General features: G+C 70.5%; 37 protein-coding genes. 36 read left to right on the top strand and 1 reads right to left on the bottom strand.

The features are described from left to right. The first annotated feature begins 8 nt into the window (after positions 1-8). From ACFWGN_RS17950 to ACFWGN_RS17830, 25 genes are all read left to right on the top strand, one after another. Positions 9-1,040, top strand: coding sequence for a hypothetical protein (locus ACFWGN_RS17950; protein WP_377618773.1), 1,032 nt, complete (start codon positions 9-11; stop codon positions 1,038-1,040). Beyond that, on the top strand, positions 1,037-1,330 hold the full coding sequence (locus ACFWGN_RS17945) for a hypothetical protein (protein ID WP_377618771.1): 294 nt from the start codon (positions 1,037-1,039) through the stop codon (positions 1,328-1,330). Before ACFWGN_RS17950 ends, ACFWGN_RS17945 begins: the two co-directional genes overlap by 4 nt. Further along, positions 1,327-1,704, top strand: a complete 378-nt coding sequence (locus ACFWGN_RS17940) for a hypothetical protein (protein WP_377618769.1) — start codon at positions 1,327-1,329, stop codon at positions 1,702-1,704. Before ACFWGN_RS17945 ends, ACFWGN_RS17940 begins: the two co-directional genes overlap by 4 nt. Beyond that, entirely contained in the window at positions 1,701-2,135 is a 435-nt protein-coding gene (locus ACFWGN_RS17935) for a hypothetical protein (protein ID WP_377618768.1), read from the top strand. Before ACFWGN_RS17940 ends, ACFWGN_RS17935 begins: the two co-directional genes overlap by 4 nt. Then, positions 2,132-2,467, top strand: coding sequence for a hypothetical protein (locus ACFWGN_RS17930; protein ID WP_377618766.1), 336 nt, complete (start codon positions 2,132-2,134; stop codon positions 2,465-2,467). Before ACFWGN_RS17935 ends, ACFWGN_RS17930 begins: the two co-directional genes overlap by 4 nt. Then, on the top strand, positions 2,464-2,622 hold the full coding sequence (locus ACFWGN_RS17925; RefSeq protein ID WP_377618765.1) for a hypothetical protein: 159 nt from the start codon (positions 2,464-2,466) through the stop codon (positions 2,620-2,622). Before ACFWGN_RS17930 ends, ACFWGN_RS17925 begins: the two co-directional genes overlap by 4 nt. After that, on the top strand, positions 2,619-3,206 hold the full coding sequence (locus ACFWGN_RS17920) for an exonuclease domain-containing protein (RefSeq protein ID WP_377618763.1): 588 nt from the start codon (positions 2,619-2,621) through the stop codon (positions 3,204-3,206). Before ACFWGN_RS17925 ends, ACFWGN_RS17920 begins: the two co-directional genes overlap by 4 nt. Then, complete coding sequence (locus ACFWGN_RS17915) at positions 3,203-3,979, top strand: hypothetical protein (protein ID WP_377618761.1); 777 nt, start codon at positions 3,203-3,205, stop codon at positions 3,977-3,979. The genes ACFWGN_RS17920 and ACFWGN_RS17915 overlap by 4 nt, the downstream gene beginning before the upstream one ends. Next, positions 3,972-4,250, top strand: a complete 279-nt coding sequence (locus ACFWGN_RS17910) for a hypothetical protein (protein ID WP_377618759.1) — start codon at positions 3,972-3,974, stop codon at positions 4,248-4,250. The genes ACFWGN_RS17915 and ACFWGN_RS17910 overlap by 8 nt, the downstream gene beginning before the upstream one ends. After that, the gene (locus tag ACFWGN_RS17905) at positions 4,247-4,414 is read left to right on the top strand and encodes a hypothetical protein (protein WP_377618758.1); all 168 of its coding nucleotides are present in this window, start codon (positions 4,247-4,249) and stop codon (positions 4,412-4,414) included. The genes ACFWGN_RS17910 and ACFWGN_RS17905 overlap by 4 nt, the downstream gene beginning before the upstream one ends. A gap of 131 nt (positions 4,415-4,545) precedes the next feature. After that, on the top strand, positions 4,546-5,505 hold the full coding sequence (locus tag ACFWGN_RS17900) for an HNH endonuclease (RefSeq protein ID WP_377618757.1): 960 nt from the start codon (positions 4,546-4,548) through the stop codon (positions 5,503-5,505). Between the two features lie 117 nt (positions 5,506-5,622). Next, entirely contained in the window at positions 5,623-5,781 is a 159-nt protein-coding gene (locus ACFWGN_RS17895) for a hypothetical protein (protein ID WP_377618755.1), read from the top strand. Between the two features lie 56 nt (positions 5,782-5,837). After that, positions 5,838-6,716 (top strand): hypothetical protein, encoded by an 879-nt coding sequence (locus tag ACFWGN_RS17890; RefSeq protein WP_377618754.1) that lies wholly within the window; start codon positions 5,838-5,840, stop codon positions 6,714-6,716. Further along, positions 6,713-6,865: a hypothetical protein gene (locus ACFWGN_RS17885; protein ID WP_377618752.1), complete on the top strand. Its 153-nt coding sequence runs from the start codon at positions 6,713-6,715 to the stop codon at positions 6,863-6,865. The genes ACFWGN_RS17890 and ACFWGN_RS17885 overlap by 4 nt, the downstream gene beginning before the upstream one ends. A 168-nt stretch (positions 6,866-7,033) precedes the next feature. Further along, positions 7,034-7,354 carry an HNH endonuclease gene (locus tag ACFWGN_RS17880; protein WP_377618750.1) on the top strand — a complete coding sequence of 107 codons (321 nt, stop codon included), beginning with the start codon at positions 7,034-7,036 and terminating at the stop codon, positions 7,352-7,354. A gap of 110 nt (positions 7,355-7,464) precedes the next feature. Then, positions 7,465-7,809, top strand: coding sequence for a hypothetical protein (locus tag ACFWGN_RS17875; protein ID WP_377618749.1), 345 nt, complete (start codon positions 7,465-7,467; stop codon positions 7,807-7,809). 5 nt (positions 7,810-7,814) lie between these two features. Then, positions 7,815-8,108, top strand: a complete 294-nt coding sequence (locus ACFWGN_RS17870) for a hypothetical protein (RefSeq protein WP_377618747.1) — start codon at positions 7,815-7,817, stop codon at positions 8,106-8,108. Further along, positions 8,065-9,558 carry a terminase large subunit domain-containing protein gene (locus tag ACFWGN_RS17865; RefSeq protein WP_377618746.1) on the top strand — a complete coding sequence of 498 codons (1,494 nt, stop codon included), beginning with the start codon at positions 8,065-8,067 and terminating at the stop codon, positions 9,556-9,558. Before ACFWGN_RS17870 ends, ACFWGN_RS17865 begins: the two co-directional genes overlap by 44 nt. A 191-nt stretch (positions 9,559-9,749) precedes the next feature. Then, positions 9,750-11,171, top strand: coding sequence for a hypothetical protein (locus ACFWGN_RS17860; protein ID WP_377618744.1), 1,422 nt, complete (start codon positions 9,750-9,752; stop codon positions 11,169-11,171). Positions 11,172-11,173: 2 nt separating this feature from the next. Continuing rightward, positions 11,174-11,869 carry a hypothetical protein gene (locus ACFWGN_RS17855; RefSeq protein ID WP_377618742.1) on the top strand — a complete coding sequence of 232 codons (696 nt, stop codon included), beginning with the start codon at positions 11,174-11,176 and terminating at the stop codon, positions 11,867-11,869. 80 nt (positions 11,870-11,949) lie between these two features. Beyond that, a complete protein-coding gene (locus tag ACFWGN_RS17850; protein WP_377618740.1) occupies positions 11,950-12,534 on the top strand; it encodes a hypothetical protein in 585 nt (194 codons plus the stop codon). Between the two features lie 39 nt (positions 12,535-12,573). Beyond that, positions 12,574-13,494: a phage major capsid protein gene (locus ACFWGN_RS17845; protein WP_377618738.1), complete on the top strand. Its 921-nt coding sequence runs from the start codon at positions 12,574-12,576 to the stop codon at positions 13,492-13,494. Then, positions 13,494-13,886 carry a hypothetical protein gene (locus ACFWGN_RS17840; RefSeq protein WP_377618736.1) on the top strand — a complete coding sequence of 131 codons (393 nt, stop codon included), beginning with the start codon at positions 13,494-13,496 and terminating at the stop codon, positions 13,884-13,886. The genes ACFWGN_RS17845 and ACFWGN_RS17840 overlap by 1 nt, the downstream gene beginning before the upstream one ends. Before the next feature lie 18 nt (positions 13,887-13,904). Continuing rightward, entirely contained in the window at positions 13,905-14,309 is a 405-nt protein-coding gene (locus ACFWGN_RS17835) for a Gp19/Gp15/Gp42 family protein (protein WP_377618734.1), read from the top strand. After that, on the top strand, positions 14,306-14,632 hold the full coding sequence (locus tag ACFWGN_RS17830; RefSeq protein ID WP_377618732.1) for a hypothetical protein: 327 nt from the start codon (positions 14,306-14,308) through the stop codon (positions 14,630-14,632). Before ACFWGN_RS17835 ends, ACFWGN_RS17830 begins: the two co-directional genes overlap by 4 nt. Here the strand turns inward: ACFWGN_RS17830 and ACFWGN_RS17825 are convergent. Next, positions 14,629-15,189: a hypothetical protein gene (locus ACFWGN_RS17825; RefSeq protein ID WP_377618730.1), complete on the bottom strand. Its 561-nt coding sequence runs from the start codon at positions 15,187-15,189 to the stop codon at positions 14,629-14,631. The genes ACFWGN_RS17830 and ACFWGN_RS17825 overlap by 4 nt on opposite strands. A 37-nt stretch (positions 15,190-15,226) precedes the next feature. On the opposite strand from ACFWGN_RS17825, the gene ACFWGN_RS17820 reads away from it, so the two are divergent. From ACFWGN_RS17820 to ACFWGN_RS17770, 11 genes are all read left to right on the top strand, one after another. After that, positions 15,227-15,580, top strand: a complete 354-nt coding sequence (locus ACFWGN_RS17820) for a hypothetical protein (RefSeq protein WP_377618729.1) — start codon at positions 15,227-15,229, stop codon at positions 15,578-15,580. Further along, positions 15,573-15,983 carry a minor capsid protein gene (locus ACFWGN_RS17815; protein ID WP_377618727.1) on the top strand — a complete coding sequence of 137 codons (411 nt, stop codon included), beginning with the start codon at positions 15,573-15,575 and terminating at the stop codon, positions 15,981-15,983. Before ACFWGN_RS17820 ends, ACFWGN_RS17815 begins: the two co-directional genes overlap by 8 nt. Before the next feature lie 5 nt (positions 15,984-15,988). Beyond that, the gene (locus ACFWGN_RS17810; protein ID WP_377618725.1) at positions 15,989-16,759 is read left to right on the top strand and encodes a phage tail tube protein; all 771 of its coding nucleotides are present in this window, start codon (positions 15,989-15,991) and stop codon (positions 16,757-16,759) included. Between the two features lie 3 nt (positions 16,760-16,762). Beyond that, positions 16,763-17,278 (top strand): hypothetical protein, encoded by a 516-nt coding sequence (locus ACFWGN_RS17805; RefSeq protein WP_377618723.1) that lies wholly within the window; start codon positions 16,763-16,765, stop codon positions 17,276-17,278. A gap of 230 nt (positions 17,279-17,508) precedes the next feature. After that, entirely contained in the window at positions 17,509-20,340 is a 2,832-nt protein-coding gene (locus ACFWGN_RS17800) for a phage tail tape measure protein (protein ID WP_377618721.1), read from the top strand. Next, entirely contained in the window at positions 20,340-21,185 is an 846-nt protein-coding gene (locus ACFWGN_RS17795) for a hypothetical protein (RefSeq protein WP_377618719.1), read from the top strand. The genes ACFWGN_RS17800 and ACFWGN_RS17795 overlap by 1 nt, the downstream gene beginning before the upstream one ends. Beyond that, on the top strand, positions 21,185-22,360 hold the full coding sequence (locus ACFWGN_RS17790; protein WP_377618716.1) for a hypothetical protein: 1,176 nt from the start codon (positions 21,185-21,187) through the stop codon (positions 22,358-22,360). The genes ACFWGN_RS17795 and ACFWGN_RS17790 overlap by 1 nt, the downstream gene beginning before the upstream one ends. Beyond that, the gene (locus tag ACFWGN_RS17785; protein ID WP_377618715.1) at positions 22,353-23,258 is read left to right on the top strand and encodes a hypothetical protein; all 906 of its coding nucleotides are present in this window, start codon (positions 22,353-22,355) and stop codon (positions 23,256-23,258) included. The genes ACFWGN_RS17790 and ACFWGN_RS17785 overlap by 8 nt, the downstream gene beginning before the upstream one ends. A 3-nt stretch (positions 23,259-23,261) precedes the next feature. After that, entirely contained in the window at positions 23,262-23,891 is a 630-nt protein-coding gene (locus ACFWGN_RS17780) for a hypothetical protein (protein ID WP_377618713.1), read from the top strand. After that, positions 23,891-24,277, top strand: coding sequence for a hypothetical protein (locus ACFWGN_RS17775; RefSeq protein WP_377618711.1), 387 nt, complete (start codon positions 23,891-23,893; stop codon positions 24,275-24,277). Before ACFWGN_RS17780 ends, ACFWGN_RS17775 begins: the two co-directional genes overlap by 1 nt. Before the next feature lie 64 nt (positions 24,278-24,341). After that, on the top strand, positions 24,342-24,685 hold a 344-nt coding region (locus ACFWGN_RS17770; RefSeq protein WP_377618709.1), incomplete at its 3' end, for a D-alanyl-D-alanine carboxypeptidase family protein.

The raw sequence follows: 24,685 nt of genomic DNA, 5'->3' as shown, positions 1-24,685 counted from the left end.
GCGGGTTCGTGTCGACGGCACGGACCGCGGGGATGGTCGAGTACGCGATGCGCCGACACTCGTGCGAGAAGCGCCTGCAGGCGGCTGCCCGCACCGCGGCCGCGGCCGAACGCTACGAGGCTCGTGGGGTCACGCGCGAGTGCACGCACAAGACCCACCACGAGCACGGCACGAACGCCCGGGCGCGGCTGGATCGGTGCCGGTGCGCGCCGTGCCGGGCCGCGTCGTCGCGCGCGTCGAAGGAGTACGAGCTGCGCACGATCTCGGCCCCCGTGAACGTGGACGCGACAGCCGCGACCTCGCACGTGCGGGCGCTGATGGCGGCAGGCATGGGCTGGAAGCGCGTCGCGAAGGCTGCGGGGCTCGACACCTCGCTCGTGTACCCGCTGCTGTACGGGCGCCCCGACCGCAACGGCGGCGCCCCGCGCACCAAGGCTCGGGCTCGCACGGTCGCCGCGCTCCTCGCGGTCCCGTATCCGACGCTGGACGACATCGCCGACGGCGCCCTGGTCCCGGTCCACGGGACGGCACGACGCCTGCGGGCTCTGCACTCGGTCGGCTGGTCCGTCCGGGCGATCGGAGAGCGGTCAGGCGTAGACGAGCAGTCCCTCTACAAGTCGATCGAGGGCCGCCACGAACAGCTCCTCGCGCGCAACGCACGCCTGGTGCGCGACGCGTTCGACGCCCTGTGGAACGTCGCTCCGCCGTCCGGCACGAAGTGGGAGCGCGCCGCCGCGACCCGCGCCCGCAACCTGGCCACTGAGCACGGCTGGCCCATGCCGCTCGACCTCGACGAGGGCGCGATCGACGACCCGGCCGCACCCGAGCCGACCCGTGCGGTTGAGCAGCGCACCGGGGTAGACCTCGACGAGTGGCTGCACCTGGTCCTGGCCGGCGAGGACCAAGAGCGGGCCGCAGCCCGGCTCGGTGTCCAGCTCGCGTCGGTCCAGACCGTCGCCCAGCGTCGCGGCCGCCGCGACGTGATGCGCCTGATCGCCGAGCGCCACCTGGTCCTCAAGCCGCTGCGGACCGCCTCGTGAAGCGGCTGCCGTCCGTCCAGGACTACGAGCACATGACCTTGGCGGTCCGCCGCCAGGCCGCCGCACTGGCCCACGAGCAGGCCGAAGCGCTCCGCCATCGCCGCGCCCGCCTCGCGCAGCTTCGCGCCGAGCACTCGCCCGACGACGTCGCCGAGACCCGCGCCGCGGCCGAGGCGATGCTGCCCGACATCATCGCCCGCTTCGGCGACACACCCGCACTGACCACCGGCCGCCGCGCAGCCATGCAGAGCAGACGCCGCCGCCACACCACCCTCGGAGGTACACGATGACCGGCTACACGCCCGGCGAGCCCGCGGCGCTCGCGGTGTACGTCGAGGGCACCGTCGAGGCCGTCACGGACGACACGATCACGATCGCCGGGCACGTCCTGCCCCGCCGGATCGGCGGCGGCGTCCGGACCCTCTCGACGTCGTGGCCCGAGGCGACGCTCTGCAACGGCGACTGCGAGCCGACGTGCGCCAAGGACCACTGCGACGACTGCGACGGTGACTGCTGCACCCACACCTGCGACGACGACGCGTGGCGCACGGTCGACGGCATCGACCAGGCGGTCGAGCGCGCGCATGACGACGCCGGCCACGCGGGCCCCTACCGGTACTGCACGGACCCGATCTGCACCGCTGTCCGCGAGGCCAACGAGTGACCGTCCACGCGATCGAGATCCCGCGCGCGATGTGGCCCGGTGACCTCCTCAACATGAACGCGTTGCGCGGTCAGACGAAGGTCTTCGGTCGTCGTGCTCGCCCGTGGCGTGCGCTCGGCGCCGAGCTTGGCCGCCCCGCAAGCGGTCTCCCGCGCCCGTTCCTGGTCCCCGTCCGGGTCCTCGCCGAGTTCCGCTTCCCGACCAACCACCGCCGCGACACCGGGAACCTCTACCCGACCGTCAAGGCCCTCGTCGACGGCCTGGTCGACGCCGGCGTCCTCGTCGACGACTGCGACGGCCTGCTCGACGGCCCCCACCTGCACCGCACCTACCCGAACGGGCCGCTGCGCATCCGCCTCGTCCTCATCCCGCTCTCCCCGGCCGACGTCGGCCGCGAGTACCCCCTCACCCAAGGAGCTCTGACCGCATGAGCAAGATCCTCACCACCCCAGCTAACGCCGAAGTGGGCCAGAAGGTGCGCGTCGACGACGCCCGCAAGACCTGGACGGTCCAGGCCGTCAGCAAGAACTTCACGGTCCTCGTCCAGCAGGCCCCGTTCGAGCCCAAGGGCACCCTGCAGTACACGGTGCTCGACTGGCACAACAACGACCGCGGGCCCTGCAACCTCATCGGGCAGGGGTACGGCGACGGCACCTACAGCCCCTCGGAGTGCGCCCGGATGCTCGCGGAGTTCGAGCGCGGCGACCTTGAGGTGTCGCACCGTAACCACGTCCCCTTCACCCGCGTGGAGGTGACCGCGTGAACCGCGCCACAGCAGGTGTCCTCGCGCTGTTCCTCATCGTGGCGCTCGCGGCCTCGGCCGTGGCGCTGGTCAAGGTTGAGCACGACAACCTTGACCAGGCGTCGCCCAACGCAAGGTTGTCGGCGACGAGCGGCCCGTTCGGTGGTGCGCGATGACCGCCCCGCTGGTGTTCCTCGACACCGAGACGACCGGCCTCGGCCTCGACGCGGACATCTGGGAGTTCGCCGCGATCCGCCGCCACTCGACCGGCGAAGAGATCGAGCTGCACCTGTTCATCGAGCACGACGCCAAGAAGTGCGCCGACCTCCCGGACTCGTTCCTCGCAGACCACAAGCGTCGGTGGCCGAACCACGCCGAGCACGTCTGGACCCAGGCCGGTGCAGCCGAGCAGATCGCCCGCTTCCTGGCCCCCGACTTCGACGCCGGCAAGGCGCACATCGTCGGCGCCGTCCCCGACTTCGACACGTCGAAGATCGAGCGGCTACTCAAGCTGAACGGTTTCGGCCCGCAGTGGCACTACCACCTGATCGACATCGAGAACCTCGCCGTCGGGTACCTCGCGGGCCTCGCGCGCGTAGGCGCCTGGCCGCCGCTCGACATTCCCGCCTTGCCCTGGGATTCCGACGAGCTCTCCCGCGCGATCGGCGTCGAGCCCACCACCGACGAGCGCCACACCGCCATGGGCGACGCCCGCTGGGCCCGCGACATCTACGACCGAGTGATGGGAACGAACAGATGACCACCAATGACGGCCGCACGATCGAGTACCGCGGCATCCGCTTCCTCACCGTGGGCAAGGGCACCCTGCAGTGCCAGACCTGCCTGCAGGTCACCCACGACCACATCGGCCACGCGGCCGACCACGCCGCTCCGACTCCAGTCCCTCTCACCGCGACCCAGCTCGACGCCCTGCCCCCCGGGTCCGCTGTCCGCTGCACCACCGAACGTGGCATGCGTACCTCCCTCGCGCTCAAGCTCGGCGGGTATGGGCTCGGCGCGAACTCCTGGGTGACGACCGACGGGACCACGTTCCCGTCCTCCTTCGCGATCGCGCAGGCCGACGCCGTCCTCCTGGTCCCGGCAGCCGTGGCCACCGCACCCGCCCCTGTGTCCGACACCCGACGCGAGGACGTGGAGGCGCTGGCCCGCGCGATCAACCCCGGCGCGACGACGGACCATGACCGCGAGGAGGCGCGCCAGGCCGCACTACGCGTCCTGGCCGTGCTCCCTGCCCCGCCCGTGGTGGACGAGACGTCCGACCCTGCGCTCAGCCTCGCGGCGCTCGCGGCCGTGCTGGGCGACGTGTGGGACGACGGCAACGCGGTCGGGCTCGACGGCTGGGTCGGCCCGGGCCGCGGGGAGGCCGTCGACGAGCACGCCGTGCTCCGGCGCGCGAGGGCTGTCGAGAACGCCCTCGGTGCGCTCGTCGCGGGCGGGGCCGTGAAGGCGCACCTCACGTCGTCCCCGGCGCTCGCGGCCTCCTCCGAGGGGCAGGAGGACGACCGTGGCTGACACCGAGTCCGAGGCGGCCGCAAAGGAGCTCATCGCGAAGGGCCTGACCCTGCTCTGCGAGTCCAGCAACCCCGACCAGGACGGGCTCTACGTCCAGGGCTGGATCATCGCGGCCGAGTGGACCTCCATCGAGCTCGAGCGGACCCAACGGGCCGGCGTCATCACGTTCTGCCCCGAGGGGCAGATGATCACCGTCTCACGCGGGCTCGGTGACTACATCGACGACAAGTACCGCATCGCCCCGACGATGCCCGCGGCGGGCGACGAGTGAGCAAGCCGAAGCCACCGCCGATCGAGTCCGTGGCCCTGTGGTGCGCGGCCTGCCACGCGCTCGTGACCTACCGGTGCCGGGTCGACGAGCAGGGGGCCGCGCACGTGCACGCCTCGCTGCTCGCCGAGCACCGCGCGACCCACCCCACGACCGAGGGGAGGTGAACCCGATGCCCGACCTCAACCTCCCGCCCCGCCAGCGCCCGCCCTTCGAGCGCTGCACCGCGTGCGACAAGCCCATCAACCCGGCAACCGGCGAGTGCGCCGGCTGCTCCGACTGACCAGGAGTCCACCCCGTGCCGTTCTTCATGGTCGACGACCAGCTCTTCATCAACCGCAAGGTCAAGAAGCTCACCGCCCCAGTCCTCGACGGCGACCTCCACGGTCTCGCCGCGATCGGCCTGTGGACGCTGGCGGGCTCCTCCGTCCAGGCGGCACTGACCGACGGGCTCGTCTCGATCCACGACCTGATCTCCAAGGTCTACGACATCACCGTCGCCCGGAAGCTCGCCCTCCTCCTCGAGGACGCTGGGCTCTGGCACGCCAACGGCCACGACTGCCCCCGCTGCGAGCCCGTCCCCGCCAACCACTGGCGCTTCCACGACTGGTGGGCCCTGGGGTACGACCGCGGCGACGTCGTCCGCGAGACCCGCGCCAAGCGCAAGGAGCAGCAGGACGTCGAGATGGTCGCCGCGGTCTGGGCACGGGACTGCATCGACCCCGCCAAGCCCGGCATCGCCCGATGCCGCTACTGCCACAAGACCGTCAAGCGCAAGGACACCCGCTCCGACCCCCTCGACCGCCCCACCCTCGACCACGTCGACCCCACCTCCGCCAAGGGCGTCACCAACCTCGTCGTCGCCTGCGGCGACTGCAACCGCCGCAAGGGCAAGCGCACCCCCACCGAAGCCGAAATGACCCTCCGACCCGCACCACGCACCACGGCGCTCGCTGCCACCGAGCCCGCTCCGGTCACCGCTGGGACTCCAGTCTCGCTGACCGTCGAGCAGGCCCAGGCCGCAGGCATCCCGGCAACTGCAGAGATCACCATCTCGCCGGCCGAGGAGCCTGCCGTGACCGCCGCGCGGACCACTTCGGCGACCACCTCTGGTCGACCACGTGGAAACCAGGTGGTCGACCAGGCTCCGAAAGGTGTCCTCGGGCGCGCGCACGAGGGCGCGGGCGTGGGTGCGCCCGGGGCAGGGTCAGGGGCAGGGGCTGGGGTTGGGTTAGACGTTGGGACTCACCTGGGTTAAGCCCGCCCTTCCAGCCCGTCTTCCTCGTCCAGCTCACGCACTCGACGTCGGAAGCGATCCCGAGGCAAGGGTGGACCGAAGCCCGCTCCTGCCCAACCCCGGCCCGAGCCTGTCCCCGTGGATCCGATGAACGCCGGCCCCGCGCCCCGCGTCCCGGTCGCCGGCACCTTCGGCTCGCCCTGGCACGCCTACACCGGCCCCGCCTCCCCGCTCGGCGACGAGAACCACTGCGCCGAGCACCACCTGCCTCAGCCCTGCCGCCGGTGCATGTCATGACCCGCACCAACACCGCCACCGCCGATCAGCTTGCCCTCACCACCAGGAGGTCCCCGTTGTCCGACGCACCTGCTCCGCTCGCCCGCTGCCAGGACTGCGGTCGCATCCTCACCACGGTGCTCACGATCTGCGACCCGTGCCTCGCGGCCGCGCGCAAGGTCATCGCCGACATCCGCGACTACCTGCGCCAGCTCCCCGACGTCACCCGCGAGGTCATGGGGCTCCGCGCGATCCGCTACGACGTCAGCGGGCCGGCGTCCGTCGTCGACGACTCGCGCCTGCCCTTCGCCCTCGACGTCGCCGAGGACAGCATCAGCGTGAACGGACCCTCGGCGCTGCGCACCGAGGCCGGCACCCTGAGCCTGCTCGAGTCGTGGGTCCAGGACTGGGTCGCCCTGTCTGGCTACAGCCCCGGCGGCTACGACACCCTCACCTACCTCGAGGCACACACCCTGTGGGCAGCCCAGAACCACCCCGCGTGGGACGTGTACCTGCAGGAGGCCCGCGAGACGCGCGCCGTCGTTCGGCGCCTCGCTGGCCTGGCCCCCGAGCGCGAGCCCGCCCCGTGCGTCCACTGCGGCGGGAGCATCGTCCACGAGTGGACCGTGCAGGGGCTCGCGGACGAGGCCGTGTGCACCGGGTGCGGCATGACGTGGCGCAGCCGGCGACAGCTCGAAGCCGTGAACCGCTGGCACGTGGCCACCCTGCCCAAGACCTACCCCGACGTCGTCGTCACGCTCGAGGAGGCCCGAGCAATCTGCCCCGCGGTGAAGCGCAACACCATCAACCAGGTCCTCAAGCGCGACCGCGCCATGGCCGTGCCCCTCGCCCCACGCATCCGCTTCTGGGGACTCGACCACCGCGGCCGCGCCTTGTACGTCCTGGCCGACATCGCCGCCCTCGCGAGCACGGCACGCGAAGAGCTCGCATCGTGAGCCGCTGGGATCGGCTGCTGCTGCGGCTGGGCCTGCACCGTCACACGCGCTGGCAGACCATGCACTGGGTCGGAGGCCGCGTCGAGGCCTGGTGCTGGTGCGGACACGCCTGGCCGGTCGAGATGACGAACCACACCGTTGTGATCTAGGCTGTCACCGTTCGGTGTTATCGCCGACCCCAGAATCAGACACGAAGGCCCGGTAGCTCACGCTGCCGGGCCTTTCGCGTACCCAGCCCCTCCCGCCATCGCCCGGACCGTGCGACACATCGACCACGGGATCGCGGCACGGGTCACCGGCGATGGCGGGAGGTCAACTTGCCCAGCCCCCTCCGCAAGAAGAACGGGAGCAGGTGGCGGTCCCTCGAAGCACGGGTGCTTGCCGAGGAGACGCACTGCGCGCTCTGCGACCAGTACGTCGACAAGAGCCTCGACCGCAAGACCGACCCGCTCTCCGCGGCGATCGACCACGACATCCCTCTCCACCGCGGCGGCCCGGAGTACGACCGCTCGAACCTTCGACTCATGCACCGCGGCTGCAACCGATGGAAGTCGACGATGACGCTCGCCGAAGCTCGAGCGAAGAAGGCCGGCATCGTCAAGGCGCGCTCCGAGATCGTCGCCTCACCCGGATGGTGACCCGGGGAGGACCCCCTCCCCCCTGGGGGGAGGACACCCCGGGGGGATACGTCCAATCTCCCCCCGTCCGTTTTTTCCACACGGAAATGCCACCTGACCTGGGAGGACGCATGAACCTCGCCGATTTCGTCCCCCTGGCCCAGACGGGCAAGACCGTCCTCGTCATCGCCGCGACCCACGCCCGGTCTCGGCAGGTCTTCGAGACTCTGGCCGCTGGCAACCTCGAGCAGCTGCGCCGCATTACCTGGACCCTCGGCGACGAGAGCGTGCGGTTCGAGGCCGGCGGGAGCATCCGCTTCCTGCCCGCCTCGGTTGCCTGGTGGGGAGCCATCCGTGGCCTCACGCCCGACGTCGTGATCCTCGACGCCGACGCCCACCTCAGCGACCGGGTCAAGCTCGAACTCGAGCCGGCTGTCGCGACGGGCGCGGCGATCGTCCGCATGCAGCTCGACTGATGAGCATGCAGGACGCCCCTACGGACGAGGCATCGACTGACCCGGCTACGGCGATCTCTCGCGCCGCGGAGAGCGGCGACTCGCTCGAGATGCTGCGAGCTCTTCGGCTGCGCCTGGCCAAGGCCGTCGACAACGAACACACCTCGCCACGGGATCTGGCAGCGCTCTCGCGCCGCCTGGTCGACATCGACCGGGACGTCAAGGCAGCCGAGGCCGCGCAGGAGGGCGAGGGCGGCGAGGGCAAGGGGGCCGGCGGTGGCGACGTCCACGACGAAGAGTTCGACCCCACGGCTGTCTGAGGTCGCACGTCACGTCATCTTCCCCGAGGGGATCGTCACGACCGCATGGCCCCGCGTCGTCGCGAAGTGCTCCGAGCTCGGCGTGGCGTTCGACCTGTGGCAGCACGGCATCGGCTCGCTCGCCCTCGGCAAGCGCGCGGACGGGAAGTACGCGGCCACGGTAGGCGGCGTCGTCCTGAGCATCCCCCGCCAGGTCGGCAAGACGTTCCTCGTCGGCATGATCGTGATCGCGCTGTGCCTGCTGAACCCGGGCCTAACGGTCCTGTGGTCGGCTCACCGCACCAAGACCTCGACCAAGACGTTCGGGTCGCTCAAGGGCATGACCTCGCGCAAGAAGATCCGCCCCCACATGCTCCCGGCCCGCAACACCAACGGCGAGCAGGAGATCCGGTTTCGCAACGGGTCCGTCATCATGTTCGGCGCTCGCGAACAGGGCTTCGGCCGAGGCTTCGACGAGGTCGACGTCGAGGTCTTCGACGAGGCGCAGATCCTCACCGAGAAGGCGCTCGAGGACATGGTCGCCGCGACGAACCAGTCGCGGCAGCCCGCGGGCGCGCTCCTGTTCTTCATGGGCACCCCGCCCCGGCCCGGAGACCCCGGCGAGGAGTTCGCGAACCGTCGCAAGAAGGCCCTCGCCGGCAAGGCGAAGAACATGGTCTACGTCGAGTTCTCGGCGGACCCCAAGACCGGACGCGACGGCGGGCCCTCGCTCGACGACCACAAGCAGTGGCGCAAGGCCAACGTCTCCTTCCCCAAGCGCACGCCCGTCGAGTCGATGGAACGTATGCGCGAGAACCTGACCGACGACGCGTCCTTCCGGCGCGAGGCGCTCGGGATCTGGGACGACGACACGACGGGCTCACGACTGATCCCCGCCGACCAGTGGGAAGCGACCGGCGTGCGCGTCGCGCCCGAGGGCATCAAGAGCTTCGGGGTCGCGTTCTCGATGAACGGCGACCGCGTCGCGCTGGCCGGCGCCCGCAAGCACGAGACCGGGGTGCACGTCGAGCTCATCGACGCCATGTCCGGCGGAGTCGAGGCAGGCCTCGGAGCGCTCGCCGACTGGCTCGCTCTCCGTTGGCGCTCGGCGGCCGTGATCGTGATCTCGGGACGTGCGGGCGCCGTCGCGCTCTACGACGCTCTGCGCACCCGCGGGGTCCCTGACCGGCTCATCAAGATGGCCACGACCACGGAGTACTTCGGCGCGTGCTCGCTCTTCCACGAAGCGGTTCGCGCGCGGACCGCGACCCACCTCGCCTCTGACGGGCAGGCCGCGCTCGACGACAGCGTCGCGATCTCGGACAAGAAGAAGCGCGGCACGAGCGGCTCCTGGGGCTGGCAGGCCACCACAAGCGACGGCGACGAGACCCCGACCGAGGCTGTGAGCCTGGCGCACTTCGGCGCCAAGACCAGCAAGCGCAAACCAGGAAGGACTCAGGTGGCCCTGTGATTACCGTTGCTCCTTCCAACGCGCTCGATGGCGTGCCCCGGATCATGACCGACGTCAGCGAGCAGGAGCTCGACGTCATCCGAACGCTGTTCATCGAGTGGCGGGCGAAGTACCCGCGGAACCGTCTCCGCTCGGTCTACTACGACGCGAAGATGCCGCTCAAGCCGTCGGGGAACATCCCGGCTGAGGCCATGTCGCGCATCCGCGCGGTTGTTGACTGGCCGGAGAAGTCGGTCAGCGCGCTCGCAGAACGGTCGATCTTCGATGCGTTCGTCTCGCCTGGCGGCGAGCAGGACCCGTTCGAGCTGGGCGCGATCCTGGACGCGAACCGGTTCGACCTCGAGCTCCCGCAGGCGATCACGTCGGCGTACAAGCACTCGTGCGCGTTCCTCACGACGGCGCTAGGTGACACGGCGGCCGGCGAGCCGGAAGTCACCCTCATGGCGCGCTCAGCCGAGTGGTCGACCGCCATCTGGGACAAGCGCCGCCGTGCCGTGAGTGCAGCGCTGGCGATCACCGACACCGACAAAGAGGGGCGCCCCTCCGCGATGGACGTCTACCTGCCGGACGTCGTTCTGATCTGCACGCGACGGCCGTCCGGCTCCTGGACCGTCGACCGTCGCCCCAACCCGCTGCGCGAAGTGCTCGTCGAGCCGCTCGCCTTCGACCCCCAGCTCGATCGCCCCTTCGGTCGCTCACGCATCTCGCGCACAGTCATGAACATCACCGATCACGCACTCTCGGCGATCGTCCGCGGCGAGATCGGCGCTGACTTCTATACCCTCCCGAAGATCATCATCACTCGCGTCGCCGAGGACGCCTTCGCGCGCGGCAAGTGGCAGATGGCCGTCGACCGCATCACCGGCTTCACAGCAGACGAAGAAGGCAACGCCCCGGACGTCAAGCAGCTGCAGCAGATGACCATGCAGCCGCTCACAGACCAGTACCGGATGTACGCCTCGCAGTTCTCCGGCGCGACCGGCGTACCGATCGACTCGCTCGGCATCATCACGGAGAACCCGCCGAGCGCCGAGTCGATCTACGCAGCAGACCGACGCCTGACCACGACCGCGAAGCGGCAGAACCGGATCATGTCGGCCACCCTGCGACGAGTCGCCGGCCGGATCGTTCGCCTACGCGACGGAGGCGACGGCACCGAGGAGCTCCGACGGATCGACTGCAACTGGGTCAACCCCGAGTTCACGTCGCCCGGCGCCGCGGCCGACGCGCTCGTCAAGGTCTCGGCCGTCTTTCCCTGGATCAGTGAGTCCGAGGTCGGCCTCGAGATGGCCGGCTTCACCTCCGCCCAGATCACGCGCCTACTCGCGGACAAGCGGCGCGCTCAGGCGGGCAACCGGCTGGAAGCACTCGCTGCCCTCGGGCAGGGGGCATCCACAACAGCGCCCGCGTCGGAACCTGTCCCGCCTTCCGGCGGGGAAGACCCGGCACTGCTCAAAATCAGGTTCGACGCGCTCGGCGCAGGAATCCGCGCTGGTGTCGCACCGAACGATGTGGCTTCCCGTGTGGGCCTGCCAGGCATCGAGTTCACCGGCGCAGTCCCAGTCTCGCTCCGCATGCCCGAGTCGGAGGCCGCGGGCCTCGAGGAGAAGTAGCCATGGTCGGGCAGGCCGAAGTAGCGCAGCTGCGTCAGGCGCAAGCGGGGATTCTGGCGCTGCTCTCCGAGAGTCTCACTGCGTTCTTCGCCTCGTTGGATCTCGAGAAGCCCGACGTCGCCCGCGATGCTCTCCTCGAGTACCTGCCGCTCCTGGTCGCGCAGCACGGCGACGCCGGCGCTGCGGCGGCCGCCGACTGGTACGACGACGTGCGTGCCGTGGAGCGCGTGCCGGGTCGCTACCGCGCCGAGGTCGCAGAGCCGGTGCCCGCAGACGTCGTCGAGGCCTCGGTGCGGTTCTCCGCGGGGCACCTCTACACCGCGACGCCGGCGCTGGCGCTGCCCTCGCTGCTCGACTCCTCGAGCAAGCGAGTGCTCGTGCCGGCTCGGTTCACGGTCATGCGCGCGACCGAGCGCGACCCGCGGGCCGTCGGGTGGCAGCGCGTGACGCGATCCGGGGGCTGCAAGTTCTGCCGGTTCCTCGCCCAGCGGGGGGCCGTCTATCGGGAGCGAGTCGCCGACTTTGCCTCTCATGGTCACTGCAACTGCGCGACCGTCCCGTCCTGGGACGAGGACGCGCCCGAGGTCGACGTCCGGGCCTACGTGGCCTCGCGCAAGACGTCGGCCATGTCGGCGGCCGACCGTGCCGAGCACACGGCCAAACTGCGCGACGCCGTCGACGCGTTCGTCGACGACTAAGCCACCCGCAACCGCGGGTCATACGCCTACCCGAGCGGTCAATCGGGGTGCATGCCGACGGGCTAACGGAGGAACCAAGCATGACGAGCAACACGAGCACCTTCCCTCGCTATCAGGCGCCGAACATCGGCGTCCCCAAGCACCTGAACCTCCGCGGTCTGCGGTTCATGACCGCCGGCGAAGGTGGCGGCGAGGGCGGTTCCGGTGAGGGCGACGGCGCGAAGTACACGCCGCCCGCCACCCAGGCCGACCTGGACAAGATCATCGGGGCCCGCGTCGAGCGCACCAAGGCGCAGTACGCGGACTACGACGACCTCAAGACCAAGGCGACCGAGTTCGACAAGCTCACCGAGGCGTCCAAGACCGAGGCCCAGAAGCAGGCCGACGCCCTGGCCGCCGCGCAGAAGGAGCTCGACGGGTACAAGACCCGCGAACAGTCCGCGACCTGGGCGAGCGAGATCGTCAAGGACTCCGCCGTGCCGGCATCCGCTCTGCGCGGATCCACGCGCGAGGAGCTGCAGGCCCACTTCGAGGAGCTCAAGCCGCTCGTCACCAAGGCCCACCGCGGGCCGGTCATCCCCAGACAGGGAGACACCCCTTCCACCCCCGCCGGGGACGACGAGGCGCGCGTTGCGGCGCGTCGCCTGTTCGGTACCGGCGACTGACCGCACGTTCCATCAACTCTCTGAGAAGAGGCTCTGACCATGACCGTTTTCGGCAGCTCTGATGCCAAGGTCCTCATGCCCCGCACCATCGCGGACGGCATGATCAAGCAGTCCAAGTCCCTGTCCACTGTGGCGCGCCTCTCGAACCGCGAGCCGATGCGCTTCGGTGAGGTCGACTTCATCACCTTCAACGACTTCCCGAAGATGGAGTACGTCGAGGAGGGTGCCAACAAGGCATCGACCTCGACCGGCTTCGGTTCGGTCACGGCCAAGCCTCACAAGGGCCAGGTCACGCTCCGCTTCAACGAAGAGGTGCAGTGGGCGGACGAGGACTACCAGCTCGGGATCCTGACCGAGGTCGCTGACGCCGGCCAGGTCGCGCTCTCGCGAGGCCTCGACCTCGGCCTGTACCACCGGATCAACCCGCTGACCGGCAGCGTCATCACCGGGTGGGACAACTACGTCACCGCCACGACCAAGCGGGTCGAGCAGGCGACGGCCGACGCCGACGAGGACTTCCGCGCCGCCGTCGGCCTGCTCATCAACGGCACGCCCTCCTCCCAGGTCAACGGCGTCGCCATCGACCCGAAGTTCGCGTGGGCGCTGGCCGACCTCAAGAAGAAGGACGGGTCCGGCGAGACCAGCGACCAGCGCTACCCGCAGCTCGGGTTCGGCACCAACGTCTCCGACTTCATGGGCGTGCCCGTCGCCCAGGGCGACACCGTCTCCGGCACCCCCGAGGCCGTCGACACGAAGGTCCGCGCCATCGTCGGCGACTTCCAGAACGGCATCCGGTGGGGCGTGCAGCGAGAGCTGCCCGTCGAGATCATCCGCTTCGGCGACCCGGACGGCCAGGGCGACCTCAAGCGCAAGAACCAGATCGCCCTGCGCCTCGAGATCGTCTACGGCTGGTACGTCTTCACGAACCGCTTCGCGGTCATCGAGGACAAGGTCGTCTGATGGGCCGCCTCGTGAACGCCCGAACGGGCGTCATCGTGAACGTGGACGACGAGACCGCTCAGGGCCTTGGCCCTGAGTGGCGCGACGCCGAGGAGACGAAGGCAGCCGACGGCGAGCTCGCGGTGCCGCGGGGCAACGCGCGCGCCGAGGTCTGGGCTGCCTACGCCGAGGCGCTCGGCGTCGAGGTCCCGGAGGGCGCCAAGCGCGACGCCATCAAGACGGCGATCGCGGCAGCGACCGAGGACGCGGACGACGACCTCGGCGACGAGGGCGACCACGTCGACGCCGACAACGACCTCGGCGACGAGGACGACGAGGGCGACGGCGACCAGGACGACGAGGACACGGACGAGGGCGACACCCCGGCCGTGGCCACCGAGACCGACTGGTGAGCGACGGGAGGCCCGGCCATGGCATACGCAACCGTTGAACAGCTGCTGCTGCGCTGGCCGGGCCTCCCTGCGGAGTCCCACCAGCGAGCCCAGACGCTGCTCGAGGACGCTGCCGTGCACCTCGACGCAGAGAAGGTGCCGGTGGTCGGTGACGGTGGCGACGTCACCGACCTGCCGGCCCGGCGGATGATCTCGTGCGCCATGGTCGAGCGAGCGATGAAGGCGGACGGGTCCCGGGCCGGGGTTACCCAGGGGTCCCAGACCTTCGGGCCCTTCGCTGAGTCGGTCACCTACGCCAACCCGACCGGCGATCTCTACCTGACCAAGGCCGAACGCAAGCTCCTCGGAGTCGGCAAGCAGCAGGCGTTCACTATCAGCATGGCGCCTGAGGCTCCCGCAGATCCCTTGTGGTGGCTCTCGTGACCCAACGGCTCCCCGAGAGATTCACCCCGCACACCATCCGCGTCCGCGACTTCGTCGAGAACGCGGGCATGGGCTCGGGTCACGGGGACCCGCGCGAGGTGCGCGCGTTCGCGGAGGACGAGCAGAAGCTCGTCATCACCAGCGATGGGGCCGAGGTCGTCTCGACCTCTCAGGTCACCATCAATTTCGACGAGGTCGTGCCGCTCGGCTCGCTCGTCACGGTGTGGCCGGGGATGACCGGCGAGCGGGAGGCAGCGGTCCTGGCGATCGGGCGCCACGAGGCTCCCGGCTGGCCGGCGTATCAGACGCTGGCCCTCGCCTAGGGGTTGTGAGTCCAGTTGCTCGGGAGGAGCGACGGGTCCGCATCCCAGAGATACGTCTGGTAGTCGGTGTCAAGACTCTGGTCCTCGGTGAGCGCATCGCTGCCATCGGACACCGGCACCCAGGACGAGACCTTAAGCAGAGCAACGGTCTCGTGCGATGGGTCGGCGTAGATCGCTTGGGCAATTGTCGTCGCGATGGCTGTCAGTTCGTCCTTACTGAGCGGCTCGCTGCAGATCCTCGCGACGGCCTCGACCATCCCAGCCTCGTCGATCGAGTCGATGACCTGGGTACCGAGGCGAAGCGTGACCGTCTCGGGAAGAACCGCGGTCGCTGCCGCATCCGCCACCGGGGAATCACTTCCGCGCGGCGTGGGCGTCCCGCACTCCTGGGGCGGGCGAGTCGCGAGTGGCTCCGGCTCGCTCGGCTCCGGCGTCGTGATCGTCACCTTCGTCTCCGTCGTCTGCGTTTCCTCTGCAGTCACCTCAACGTCACCGGGACTGCAGGCGGTCAGGGCAGCAAGGACGACGAAGGTGGCCACGAGCTTCTCGATTCGCATGGCCCTGAATCTACCGATAGCGGACGGAGGTCAGGGGATGAAGTTCTACCTCCCAGTGCTCTCGACCGTCGAGCAGGCCGGCCAGGCCGGTCTGCGCAAGGCGGGCGAGGCGCTCCTGGCGGAGTCGAACGCTCGGGCCCCGTTCGACGAGGGCACGCTGCAGGACGCCGGCGAGGTGCTCGTCGACGACATGCAAGTCGCCGTGTCCTACACGACGCCCAAGCGGCCGGGCCGCAAGAACCGCTACCCGTACATCGCGCGCCAGCACGAGGACCTCGACTACCAGCACGAGTCTGGGCGGTCGAAGTTCCTCGAGTCCGCGGCCCAGGACATGCAGGGCGAGCTCGTGCAGATCATGGCGCGCAAGATCCAGGAGGAGCTCGGTGGATGACTCCGACCTGACGCAGCTGGTGTGCCGGCTGCTCGCGCAGCGGTGCGGGTGGGCGTGGAAGCCGGGCGGCATCAACCCGGCCGCGACTGTCTGGACCTTCTACGGCGCGATCGGCGCGACGCCCGACGAGGCGGTCGGGGTGCGCGTCTACGGCGGCACCGACGACCTGGTCGACGGGCTCAAGACCCGTCGCGTGCAGGTCAGGCACCGCGGCCCCAAGGGCGCCCCGGACGGGGCGGACAAGCTCGCGGACAAGACGTTCGCGGCGCTCCACGGTCTCTCCCGCGTGGAGGGCATCAACGGCGCACACAGGCTGTCCTGGGCAGTCCTGGGCGCCGACGGGTCCGGCCGCGAAGAGCGGACGGACAACTACCAGATCATCCTCGACAACCCGGAGGCCTGAACCTCATGACCACCTCTCCCTCGGTCCCGGCAGGGACCACCCTCGGCAAGTCCTACGAGTACGGCATGCGCATCGACCTCGGCTACCCCGGCGGCGCCGAGAACTTCGTCGACGTGCGTCGCATGTCCGAACTCCAGCCCACCCCGACGCCGGTCACGCAGGACGTGCAGACCTACGACGACTTCGGCGCCCCCAACTCTGACAAGACCTCCGAGTCGTTCGGGATCACGCTCACGGTCCTGGGCAACCGGTCGTCCGTGACGGGCAAGTACCTGCCCGAGCTGCAGAAGTTCCACGACGCGACGCGCCCCTCCGCCAAGGGCGAGGACGCCGTCGTGCGGGTGCAGTACTTCCACAAGCCCGAGACCGGCACCCCGGACCCGGACGACGCGTTCGAGGGGCTGGCGACGGTGTCGATCGGTCGGCAGAACGCCGGGGCCGACGGCGCCGTCGAGCGCTCGAACATCACGCTGACCGGCAAGGGTCAGCGCAAGGAGATCGCCAACCCGTTCGCGGGGTGGGGCGTGACCACGCCCCAGGTGACCGGGGTCTCGCCCGCAGCCGCGGCCGCAGGCGAGCTCGTCACGATCACCGGTAGCGGCTTCCTCGGCGCAACGGCCGTGAAGTTCGGCGCGGTCTCCGCCGGCGACTTCGAGGTGATCGGCGGATCGACGATCGTCGCGATCGTCCCCGCGGGCGCCGCGGGCCCGGCGGCGGTCACCGTCACCACGCCCGGCGGCGTCTCGCTCGCGTTCGCGTACACCCGCGGAGCCTGACCTGTGACGGTCAGCTTCTCGGAGTGGGCCGTGCCCCCGCTGGTCCTCACGCTGGGCGACCGGACCTACTCGGTCCGGCCGCCCTGCGTGGTGGACATGGGCAAGCTCCTGGCCTGCGCGGTGCGCGCCGAGGTGAACCTCGGGGTCGCCAAGGGGCCGATCGCGAGCGACGTGCAGGACGTGCTCGACACGATCGGCCCGGACGACCACCCGGCCCTCGGGCCCGGGGTCTACGCGCAGATGGTGGCCGACGGCGTGCACCCCACGACGATCGACCGCATGGCGTACTACGCCGTCTTCTACTGGTCGCGCGGCAAGGGCGTGGCTGACGTCTACGCGACGCTGCTGTGGTCCCCACGCGAGGGCGCGGGCGCCGAGGAGGACGACGAGGTCGACGGCCCAAAAGCCTCGCCGACCTCACGCCGGAACAGTGGGTCCGGTACGGGGTCGGCGAACCCATCGACGTCGACGAGCAGGGCCTCCCGATCTTCGCGGACTACCGGACGCCCGCCCGCCTGAGCGTCCCGCAACCCGCCCGTATCACGGGGCCCGTCGTCGACGACTCGTGGACGGCGATCACCCGGCACTGGGGCCTGCTCCTCGCAGACCTGTCCGAGCTGCACCGCATCGACTTGTTCGACCCGGCCGTGCTCGCGCGGCCGTGGGTCGGGATCCGCGGGCTCATCCTCGACCTGGTCCACGACCCGCGCAGCCGACTGCACCACGCACTCCCCAGGAGGTAACAGGCCATGCGCGCTGGCGAGCTCGAGTTCCTCTTCACCGCCGATACCGGCCAGATCTCCAAGGCGGAGAAGGACGTCAAGGCCGCGGCCCAGCGGATCGAGAAGAATCCCGCGAAGGTCAAGGTCGACGCGGACCCCACGGACGCGCTCGCCGGCATGGACCGGGTCGAGGACGCTGCGAAGAACCTCGTCTCCATGGACGTGATGACCCGCGTCGAGGCTGACATCTCCCAGGCCGAGGCCGAGTCGCAGAAGATCCGCGACGACCTCGAGTACCTCAACTCGGTGAAGGGCGAGCTGCAGGTCGACGCGGACATCGCCCGCGCTGAGAGCAAGCTGCAGCGCGTCGACCGCACCCTGCAGGGCCTGCGCTCGGCCCAGGCGACCATGGAGGTGGACGCCGACACCTCGCCCGCCGAGGCGGCCCTGGACGACGTCGCAGACGCCGCCGAGGGCGCAGGCAAGGACGGCGGCGACCGCAGCGGCAAGGCCCTGGTGACCGGCATCCTCGCCGGGCTCGCCGCGATCCCGATCGCCGGCGCCGTGATCAAGATCGGCCAGTCGATCGGCGAGGCGATCGTCGACGGGGTCAACGACGGGCTGCAGGTCGAGGTCCGCCAGGACCGCCTCGAGGCCTTGACCGGCGTCACCGAGGGCCAGGCAGCGAAGTTCGGCCGCGCCGCCGGCGAGGCCTACGCCGGGACCTTCGGCGAGTCGATCGAGTCCAACATGGACACGGCCCGGATCGCCCTGCAGGGCGGCCTGCTCGACCCGGGGCTGACCGTCCGCCAGTCGCAGCAGGTCATCCAGTCCCTCGCCGGCATCGCGGACGTCCTCGACGAGGACGTCCGCCCCGTCTCGGTGGCCGTGACACAGCTCCTCAAGACCGGCCTCGCCAAGACCGCAGACGAGGCGTTCGACCTGCTCGCGACCGGCGCCCGCGAGGGCGTCAACGCCCAGGAGGACCTGCTCGACACCTTCACCGAGTACCCCTCCCTCTTCCAGCGCCTCGGCCTGACCGGCGCAGAGGCTCTCGGGCTCATCAACCAGGGGCTCGGTGCCGGCGCCCGCAACTCCGACCTCGCCGCGGACGCCCTCAAGGAGTTCCAGATCCGCGCGACCGACGGGTCCAAGGCCAGCGCCGAAGGATTCAAGGCCCTCGGCCTGAACGCCGAGGAGATGACGACCAAGATCGCCGCCGGGGGCGAGGGGGCTCGCGAGGGCCTCGACATCGTGCTCGACAAGCTCCGCGAGATCGAGGACCCAGTCGCCCGCAACGCGGCCGCGATCGCGCTCTTCGGCACCCAGGCCGAGGACCTCGGCGAGGCCCTGTTCGCCATGGACCTCACGACCGCAGTCGACCAGCTCAACGGCGTGACCGGCTCCGCGCAGCGCATGTTCGACACCCTCTCCGACAACGACGCGACCAAGATGGAGTCCGCAAAGCGGAACATCGAGGTCGCAGCCGACGGCATCAAGGGGGCGCTCGCGGCTGCGTTCTCCGAGCCTCTCGGCGACGCCGCGGAGTTCGTCTCGGAGAACCGTGAGGCCGTGGTCGGGTTCCTGCTCGACGTCGCGAACGCCGGCCTGGACACGGGCCGATCTCTGGTCGAGGGCGCGGCTGCCGGGACCGAGGCCTTCGGTGGCTTCGTCGCTGGTCCGATCGCTGACCTGATCGAATCGCTCGCGAGCATCATCGACGCGATGGACGAGTGGCTCCCGGGCGCCCAGGACGGCTCCGGGCTCCGCCAGCTCGCGGAGGACATGCGTGGCTTCGACGAGACCACGTCGAACGTCGCCGACACGATGCGCCGGGACCTGATCGAGAACGGGATCGACCCGGCCCAGCAGAAGCTCAACGAGTTCGGTATCCCGCAGCTCATGCAGGCCGAGCTGCACGACGCCTCGCTGCGCGCGGCGCAGTCCCTGGACGCGGTCGGTTTCGCCGCCGACGGAGCGACGGCTCTCGTGGACGCCTTCTCGGTCGCGCAGGACGGCACGGTCACCACCGGCGCCGCGCTCGAAGGGCAGCTGCAGAACGCGGTCGCCGCGCTCGACGCGGAGGCCGCAGCAGGTGCTCGGGCCGGGGAGACCCAGGAGAGTCTCGCCGGGAAGTACGAGCTCGGCCGCCAGGCCCTCCTCGCCCAGCTCACGCAGATGGGCCTCACCGAGGACCAGGCGTGGGCACTGATCGACACCTACGGCGCCGTGCCAAGCAAGGTCGATACCGCGATCTCGTCGAACGCCAGCGCGGTCACGGTCGAGATCGGCGGCTTGGCCTACGAGGTCCGGCACCTGCCCGACGGGTCGATCCAAGTCGTCGCTGGCGGCAACGCCTGGGACCGCATCGACGGCGTCACCCAACAGGTGCACGCCCTCAACGGCAAAGTCTTCTCGTTCACCATGCAGATGAACCAGCGCGGTGAGCAGCTCAACGCCGTCGGCAACAACGCGCGCGCGATGGCCGACGGCGGGCCGGTCACCGGAGGCATCCCGGGCAAGGACTCGGTCCCGATTCTGGCGATGCCCGAGGAGTTCGTCGTCAAGACCAAGCAGGCTCGCAAGCATGCCGCGCTCCTGCGAGCGATCAACGACGACCGGCTCCCGGGCTACGCCAACGGCGGCAACGTCTCAACCACGGGCGGCACGGCGCCATCTCCTGCGTTCCTTGCCGCTGACCTGGGGCCCACGCGGCTGGCGCGCGCGGACCTGGACTACCTCGCCGAGCGCGTCGGCCTGGTCGTGCTTGCGGGTGCCGCTCAGGTCTCTTCGGGGCTCCTGGGGGCGCGTGACCGATCCGACGCAGGGTCCAGGCAGACGGTGGGGAGGGTGCGCTGATGGGTATCTCTGTGGAGGTCCTGCCCGACGCTGGGGCGCCGCAGGTCGGTGTGACGGTGACGGGTCTGTCTGGCTCGGGTGAGTCGGTCGTGAGCGTGCAGGTGTCGTGGGATGCGGGCCGAACGTGGCACGGGGTCCGCGGCGCCGAGCGTGTCGTGGTCACGGGAGGCGACTTCTTCCGTGACCACGTCCCGCCGCTGAACGTCCCGGCGACGTATCGCCTGGTCGTGCACTCGGGCGCGGTGACGCCGTCCCCGCTCGAGGCGACGGTCACGGTCCCGTCGAGCTGGGCGTGGATCCAGGACCCGCTCAATCCCCGCAGCGCTGTGCGCGTGTCCCCGACACATGGCGAAGACTCGATCCGCCTCCTGTCGGCCTCGGCGTCACGACTCACCCGACGTCAACCCGTCGACCTGGCGACGCCAGAGGGCGCCAGGCTCCCGGTCGCGTCGATCGGGCGCCGTCAAGCCCCGTCGCAGGTGCCGATCGTCCTGCAAGATCTCGCAGCGGCGCAGGGAGCGCTCGTGCGGGCGCTGGACGAGCTCTTCGACTCGGCTGGCCAGGTCGTGATCCGCGGCCTGCCCGTCGAGATCCCGCTCGATCCTGTCGCGCACGTCGCCATCCCAGACCTGGACGAATCTCCTGTCGTGGGCGGCGTCGTCGGGCATCGCGAGTGGGTGCTGACGGTGACGCAGGTGCGTCCGACGTCGATGCGGATCGTGATCCCGTGGTGGACCTACGACCAGGTCCGGGCCCTGTGGTCCCCCCGCACTTACAACGCTGTCAAGGCCACCCGTCCGGGCGACACGTACATCGACTGGTCCCGAGATCCGGAGGTTCCCTGATGCGTGTCGAATCCGAGGAGCTCGACGCGGAGATCGCTGGTACCACGACCGGCGACCGCCTCGAGGTCCACGCCTGGCGGGAGAGCGTGCTTGTCGCGCAGCACCTGGACGTCTCGGCCTGGTCGCTGGGGTGGGACGCGGACCGGCAGGTCCAGGGGCAGGCCACGGTCACGGTCGGCGACCCTGACGGGTCGCTCGCGCCGTGGGGCATGTCGGATCCGCTGGGGCCGGGCGGGTCACGCCTGCAGATCACGTGGGTGTCGGGCCTGTCCGGGACGCGGGTCCCGCTGGGGTGGTGGCGGATCCGTCGCCCGGACCCGCGCGAGACGTGGCTGACGTACAACCTCGGCGACGGGCGCGCGGTGCGGATCGCGGGTGGCGGGTCGGTCACGATCCAGGCCGACGAGGAGACCGCGTCCGCGGTCATGGACCGTCTCGACGCGGAGGTCATCCGTGCTGCGACGTGCGTCGCGGAGGTGCGGCGTCTTATGCAGGACATCTGCCCGGTCGTCGCGCACCCCGACGTCGTCGACGGGCCGGTGCCCGGGTCGCTGGTGTACGGCGACGGTCGCATGGATGCCGTCGACGACCTGCTCTCGGTGATCGGCGCGACCTACCGCATGGGCCCCGACGGTGCGATGGAGCTCGTCCCGACCGCTGGCGTGGGTCCGGTATGGACCCTGGCTGGTGGTGAGGACGGGGTGCTCGTGGGCCTGGCCCGGTCCCTGTCCGACGACGGGGTCTACAACGCCGCGATCAGCACTGGTGAGACGCCGGACGGGCGCCCGCTGGTGGGGCGCGCGTACATCCTTAGCGGCCCGCTGCGGTGGGGTGGGCCGTTCGGCAAGGTCCCGATCTTTCACCGGTCGATCGCGACCACGCAGGCCGGGGTCGACGCCGACGCCGAGACGCTCCTTGCGAACAGGGTCGCCTCCGGCGAGGTCGACCTGACCGTGACCTGCCTGACCCACCCCGGGCTGCAGATCCAGGACCGCGTGACCGTCATCGCCGCCACCACCGCGGGCGAGCTGCCGCTGGAAGGGAGGGTCGTAGGAATGCGCATGACCTCTGCGACGTCCGACTCCGGCACGACACCCTCGAAGAAAATGACCCTGACCGTGCGCGTGAGCGCGCAGGCGCTGGAGGCTGTCGCAGCCCGGGTTCGCCGTGGGTGACCAGTCCGTCGTGAGGCTGCGCGCGGGCGTCGTCGTGCCCGCCGGAGCGGGGTTCGCGGTCAACGTCGACGGCGCCGCCCCGCCCGTATCGTGGCCCGCCGGGTACATCCCCACCGCGGGCGACGCGGTACGCGTCCTGATGGTCGACGGGTCCGCCGTCGTCATGGGCCCGGTCATCACCACAGGGCTGCGACCGCTGACCGGGACCGTGCAGGGCGCCGCTACCGCCGGGATCGTGCCGGTCACCACCGACGCCGGGGTCCTGCAGTGCCGCTACGTCGGCACCGCACCAACCATCGGCGCCCTGGTCCGCCTGGACTGGCAGTCCACCTCGCCGTGGATCTGGCCCTCTGCTGCGGCGACCGTCCCGGCACCGACCCCCGACCCCGGGGGCGGCACACCCCCACCCCCGCCGACCACGACGTCGGGCACGCTCACGATCACCGCCACGGACTCCGGGGCCTGGCAGGTCGGGGGCACCTGGGCGTGGGCCGGGAACGACGTCATCCAGTACCGGTACGGATCCGCGCGCGAGAACCGCGGCGCATGGTTCTACGGTAACGGCGCCGCCCAGCTCGCCGGCGCCACGATCACCGGCGCCCGCATCCGCCTCGGTGCACGCCTGCGTATCGGGTCCTACAACGCGGCCCAGGCCCTGCACCTGTACCGCCATACCAACGCCGCCCGCCCCGCCGGGGACGTCGCCCGAGTCGCGGGGCCGCACGACATCACCCTGACCCCGAACGCCGGCCCCCAGTGGGTGACCATCCCCACTGCCTGGGGCCAAGACCTCATCAACGGGGGCGGCATCGCCGTCGCTGGATCCCCCTACGTCGGCATCACCGGTGTCGACGCCGACCCTGCCTCCGGGCAGCTACAGCTCGACTGGAGGCGCTGACCAATGGCGACCACACCCACCGGCCTGACCGTTCCGGCCGGCACCGACGTCTTCGACCCTGACGGCGACATGCGCACCCTCGCGAGCTCCCTCGACGGGCGCGTCATCGTCCCGGTCGCGAATGCTGCCGACCGCGACGCGCTCGCCGCGCTCGTAGCCCCGACGCCGACGGAGCCCCTGACCGTGCGCCGCACGGACACGGGCGTCACCGAGACCAACACGGGCGGGTCGACCTGGACCCGTGTGGCCGGCCCACTGACGGACCTCGTGGTCAATATCGCCCTGTGGACCTCGACCCTGCGCATCCGCCAGGAGGTCACCGCCACCGGGTGGCGCATGACCATGCGTGGCCGCCTGACCCGCACCTCAGGAGCATTCAGCCTGGGAGGTGGGTGGGTCGGCATCGGAACGATCGCCATTCCCGCCGACATGCGCGCCAACGTGGGCGAGAGCGACCTGATCCTCACAGCCCAGGCCCTGCCCGACGGCACGAACCTCGCCGCGCCCATCACGATGCTGTTCGACACCTCGACCGGGGCCATCTCGCTGCGCTCCCCGATCGCCACCCAGTCCTGGGTCGCGAACGGCACCCTGCGCCTGGACCAGCCCGCCGTCTGGTACCGGGACCTGTGATGAGCGACGCCGTCGTGATCCAGCTCATCACCACCCTGGGGGCGTGTGCGGCCGTCATCCTGGGCAAGGTCAAGCTTGACCGGATCGGGCGCGACGCACGCGAGGCGCGCGAGCAGACCGCGAACGAGCACGCGGACGCCGAGTACCCCAACCTGCGCGACGAACTCACTGCCATGCGCGGAGACCTTTCCGCGGGCCTCGACCGCCTCGAGGCCGGGCAGAAGCGCCACGACTCCGAGATCCGCGGGATCCGCAAGACGCAGAGCCAGCAGACCGACGCCCTCGCCCGCCTCGACGTCCGCGTCGAGGGACGCGATGCCGAGCAGCGCCGTGAGCACGCCGCCCTGACCAAGCGCCTCGACGAGCACCTCACGACTGCCGACTGACCACACCATCCACGGGCCCCGACACGCACCGCGTCGGGGCCTTCGTCATGCCAGGAGGCACCAGATGGCTACCTACCCGAACGGCGAGATCCCCGACAAGGCGCTCACTCGAACCTCGACTGGGCACCTGCTTCGAGCTGACGCCGCGGCGGCGTTCGAGGCTCTCGCCGCGGCGTTCGCCCGGGAGTTCGGCAAGCCGCTGAAGGTCACCGACGCGTACCGACCCAAGTGGGGCACGAACGGTCAGGTCGAGATCTTCGAGGACCGCTACCCGCACCCGACCTACCAGGGCGTCAACGACCAACGCGGCCCGTGGAAGGGCAAGCGATGGTGGCGGCGCAAGAACACCGCAGCCGCCGCCGTGCCCGGCACCTCCAACCACGGGTGGGGCCTGGCCCTCGACCTCGG

Source organism: Oerskovia sp. NPDC060338 (assembly GCF_042726295.1).
GTDB lineage: Bacteria > Actinomycetota > Actinomycetes > Actinomycetales > Cellulomonadaceae > Oerskovia > Oerskovia merdavium.
Note: the sequence above shows the minus strand (reverse complement) of the source record. Positions and strands in the feature narration are given on the sequence as shown.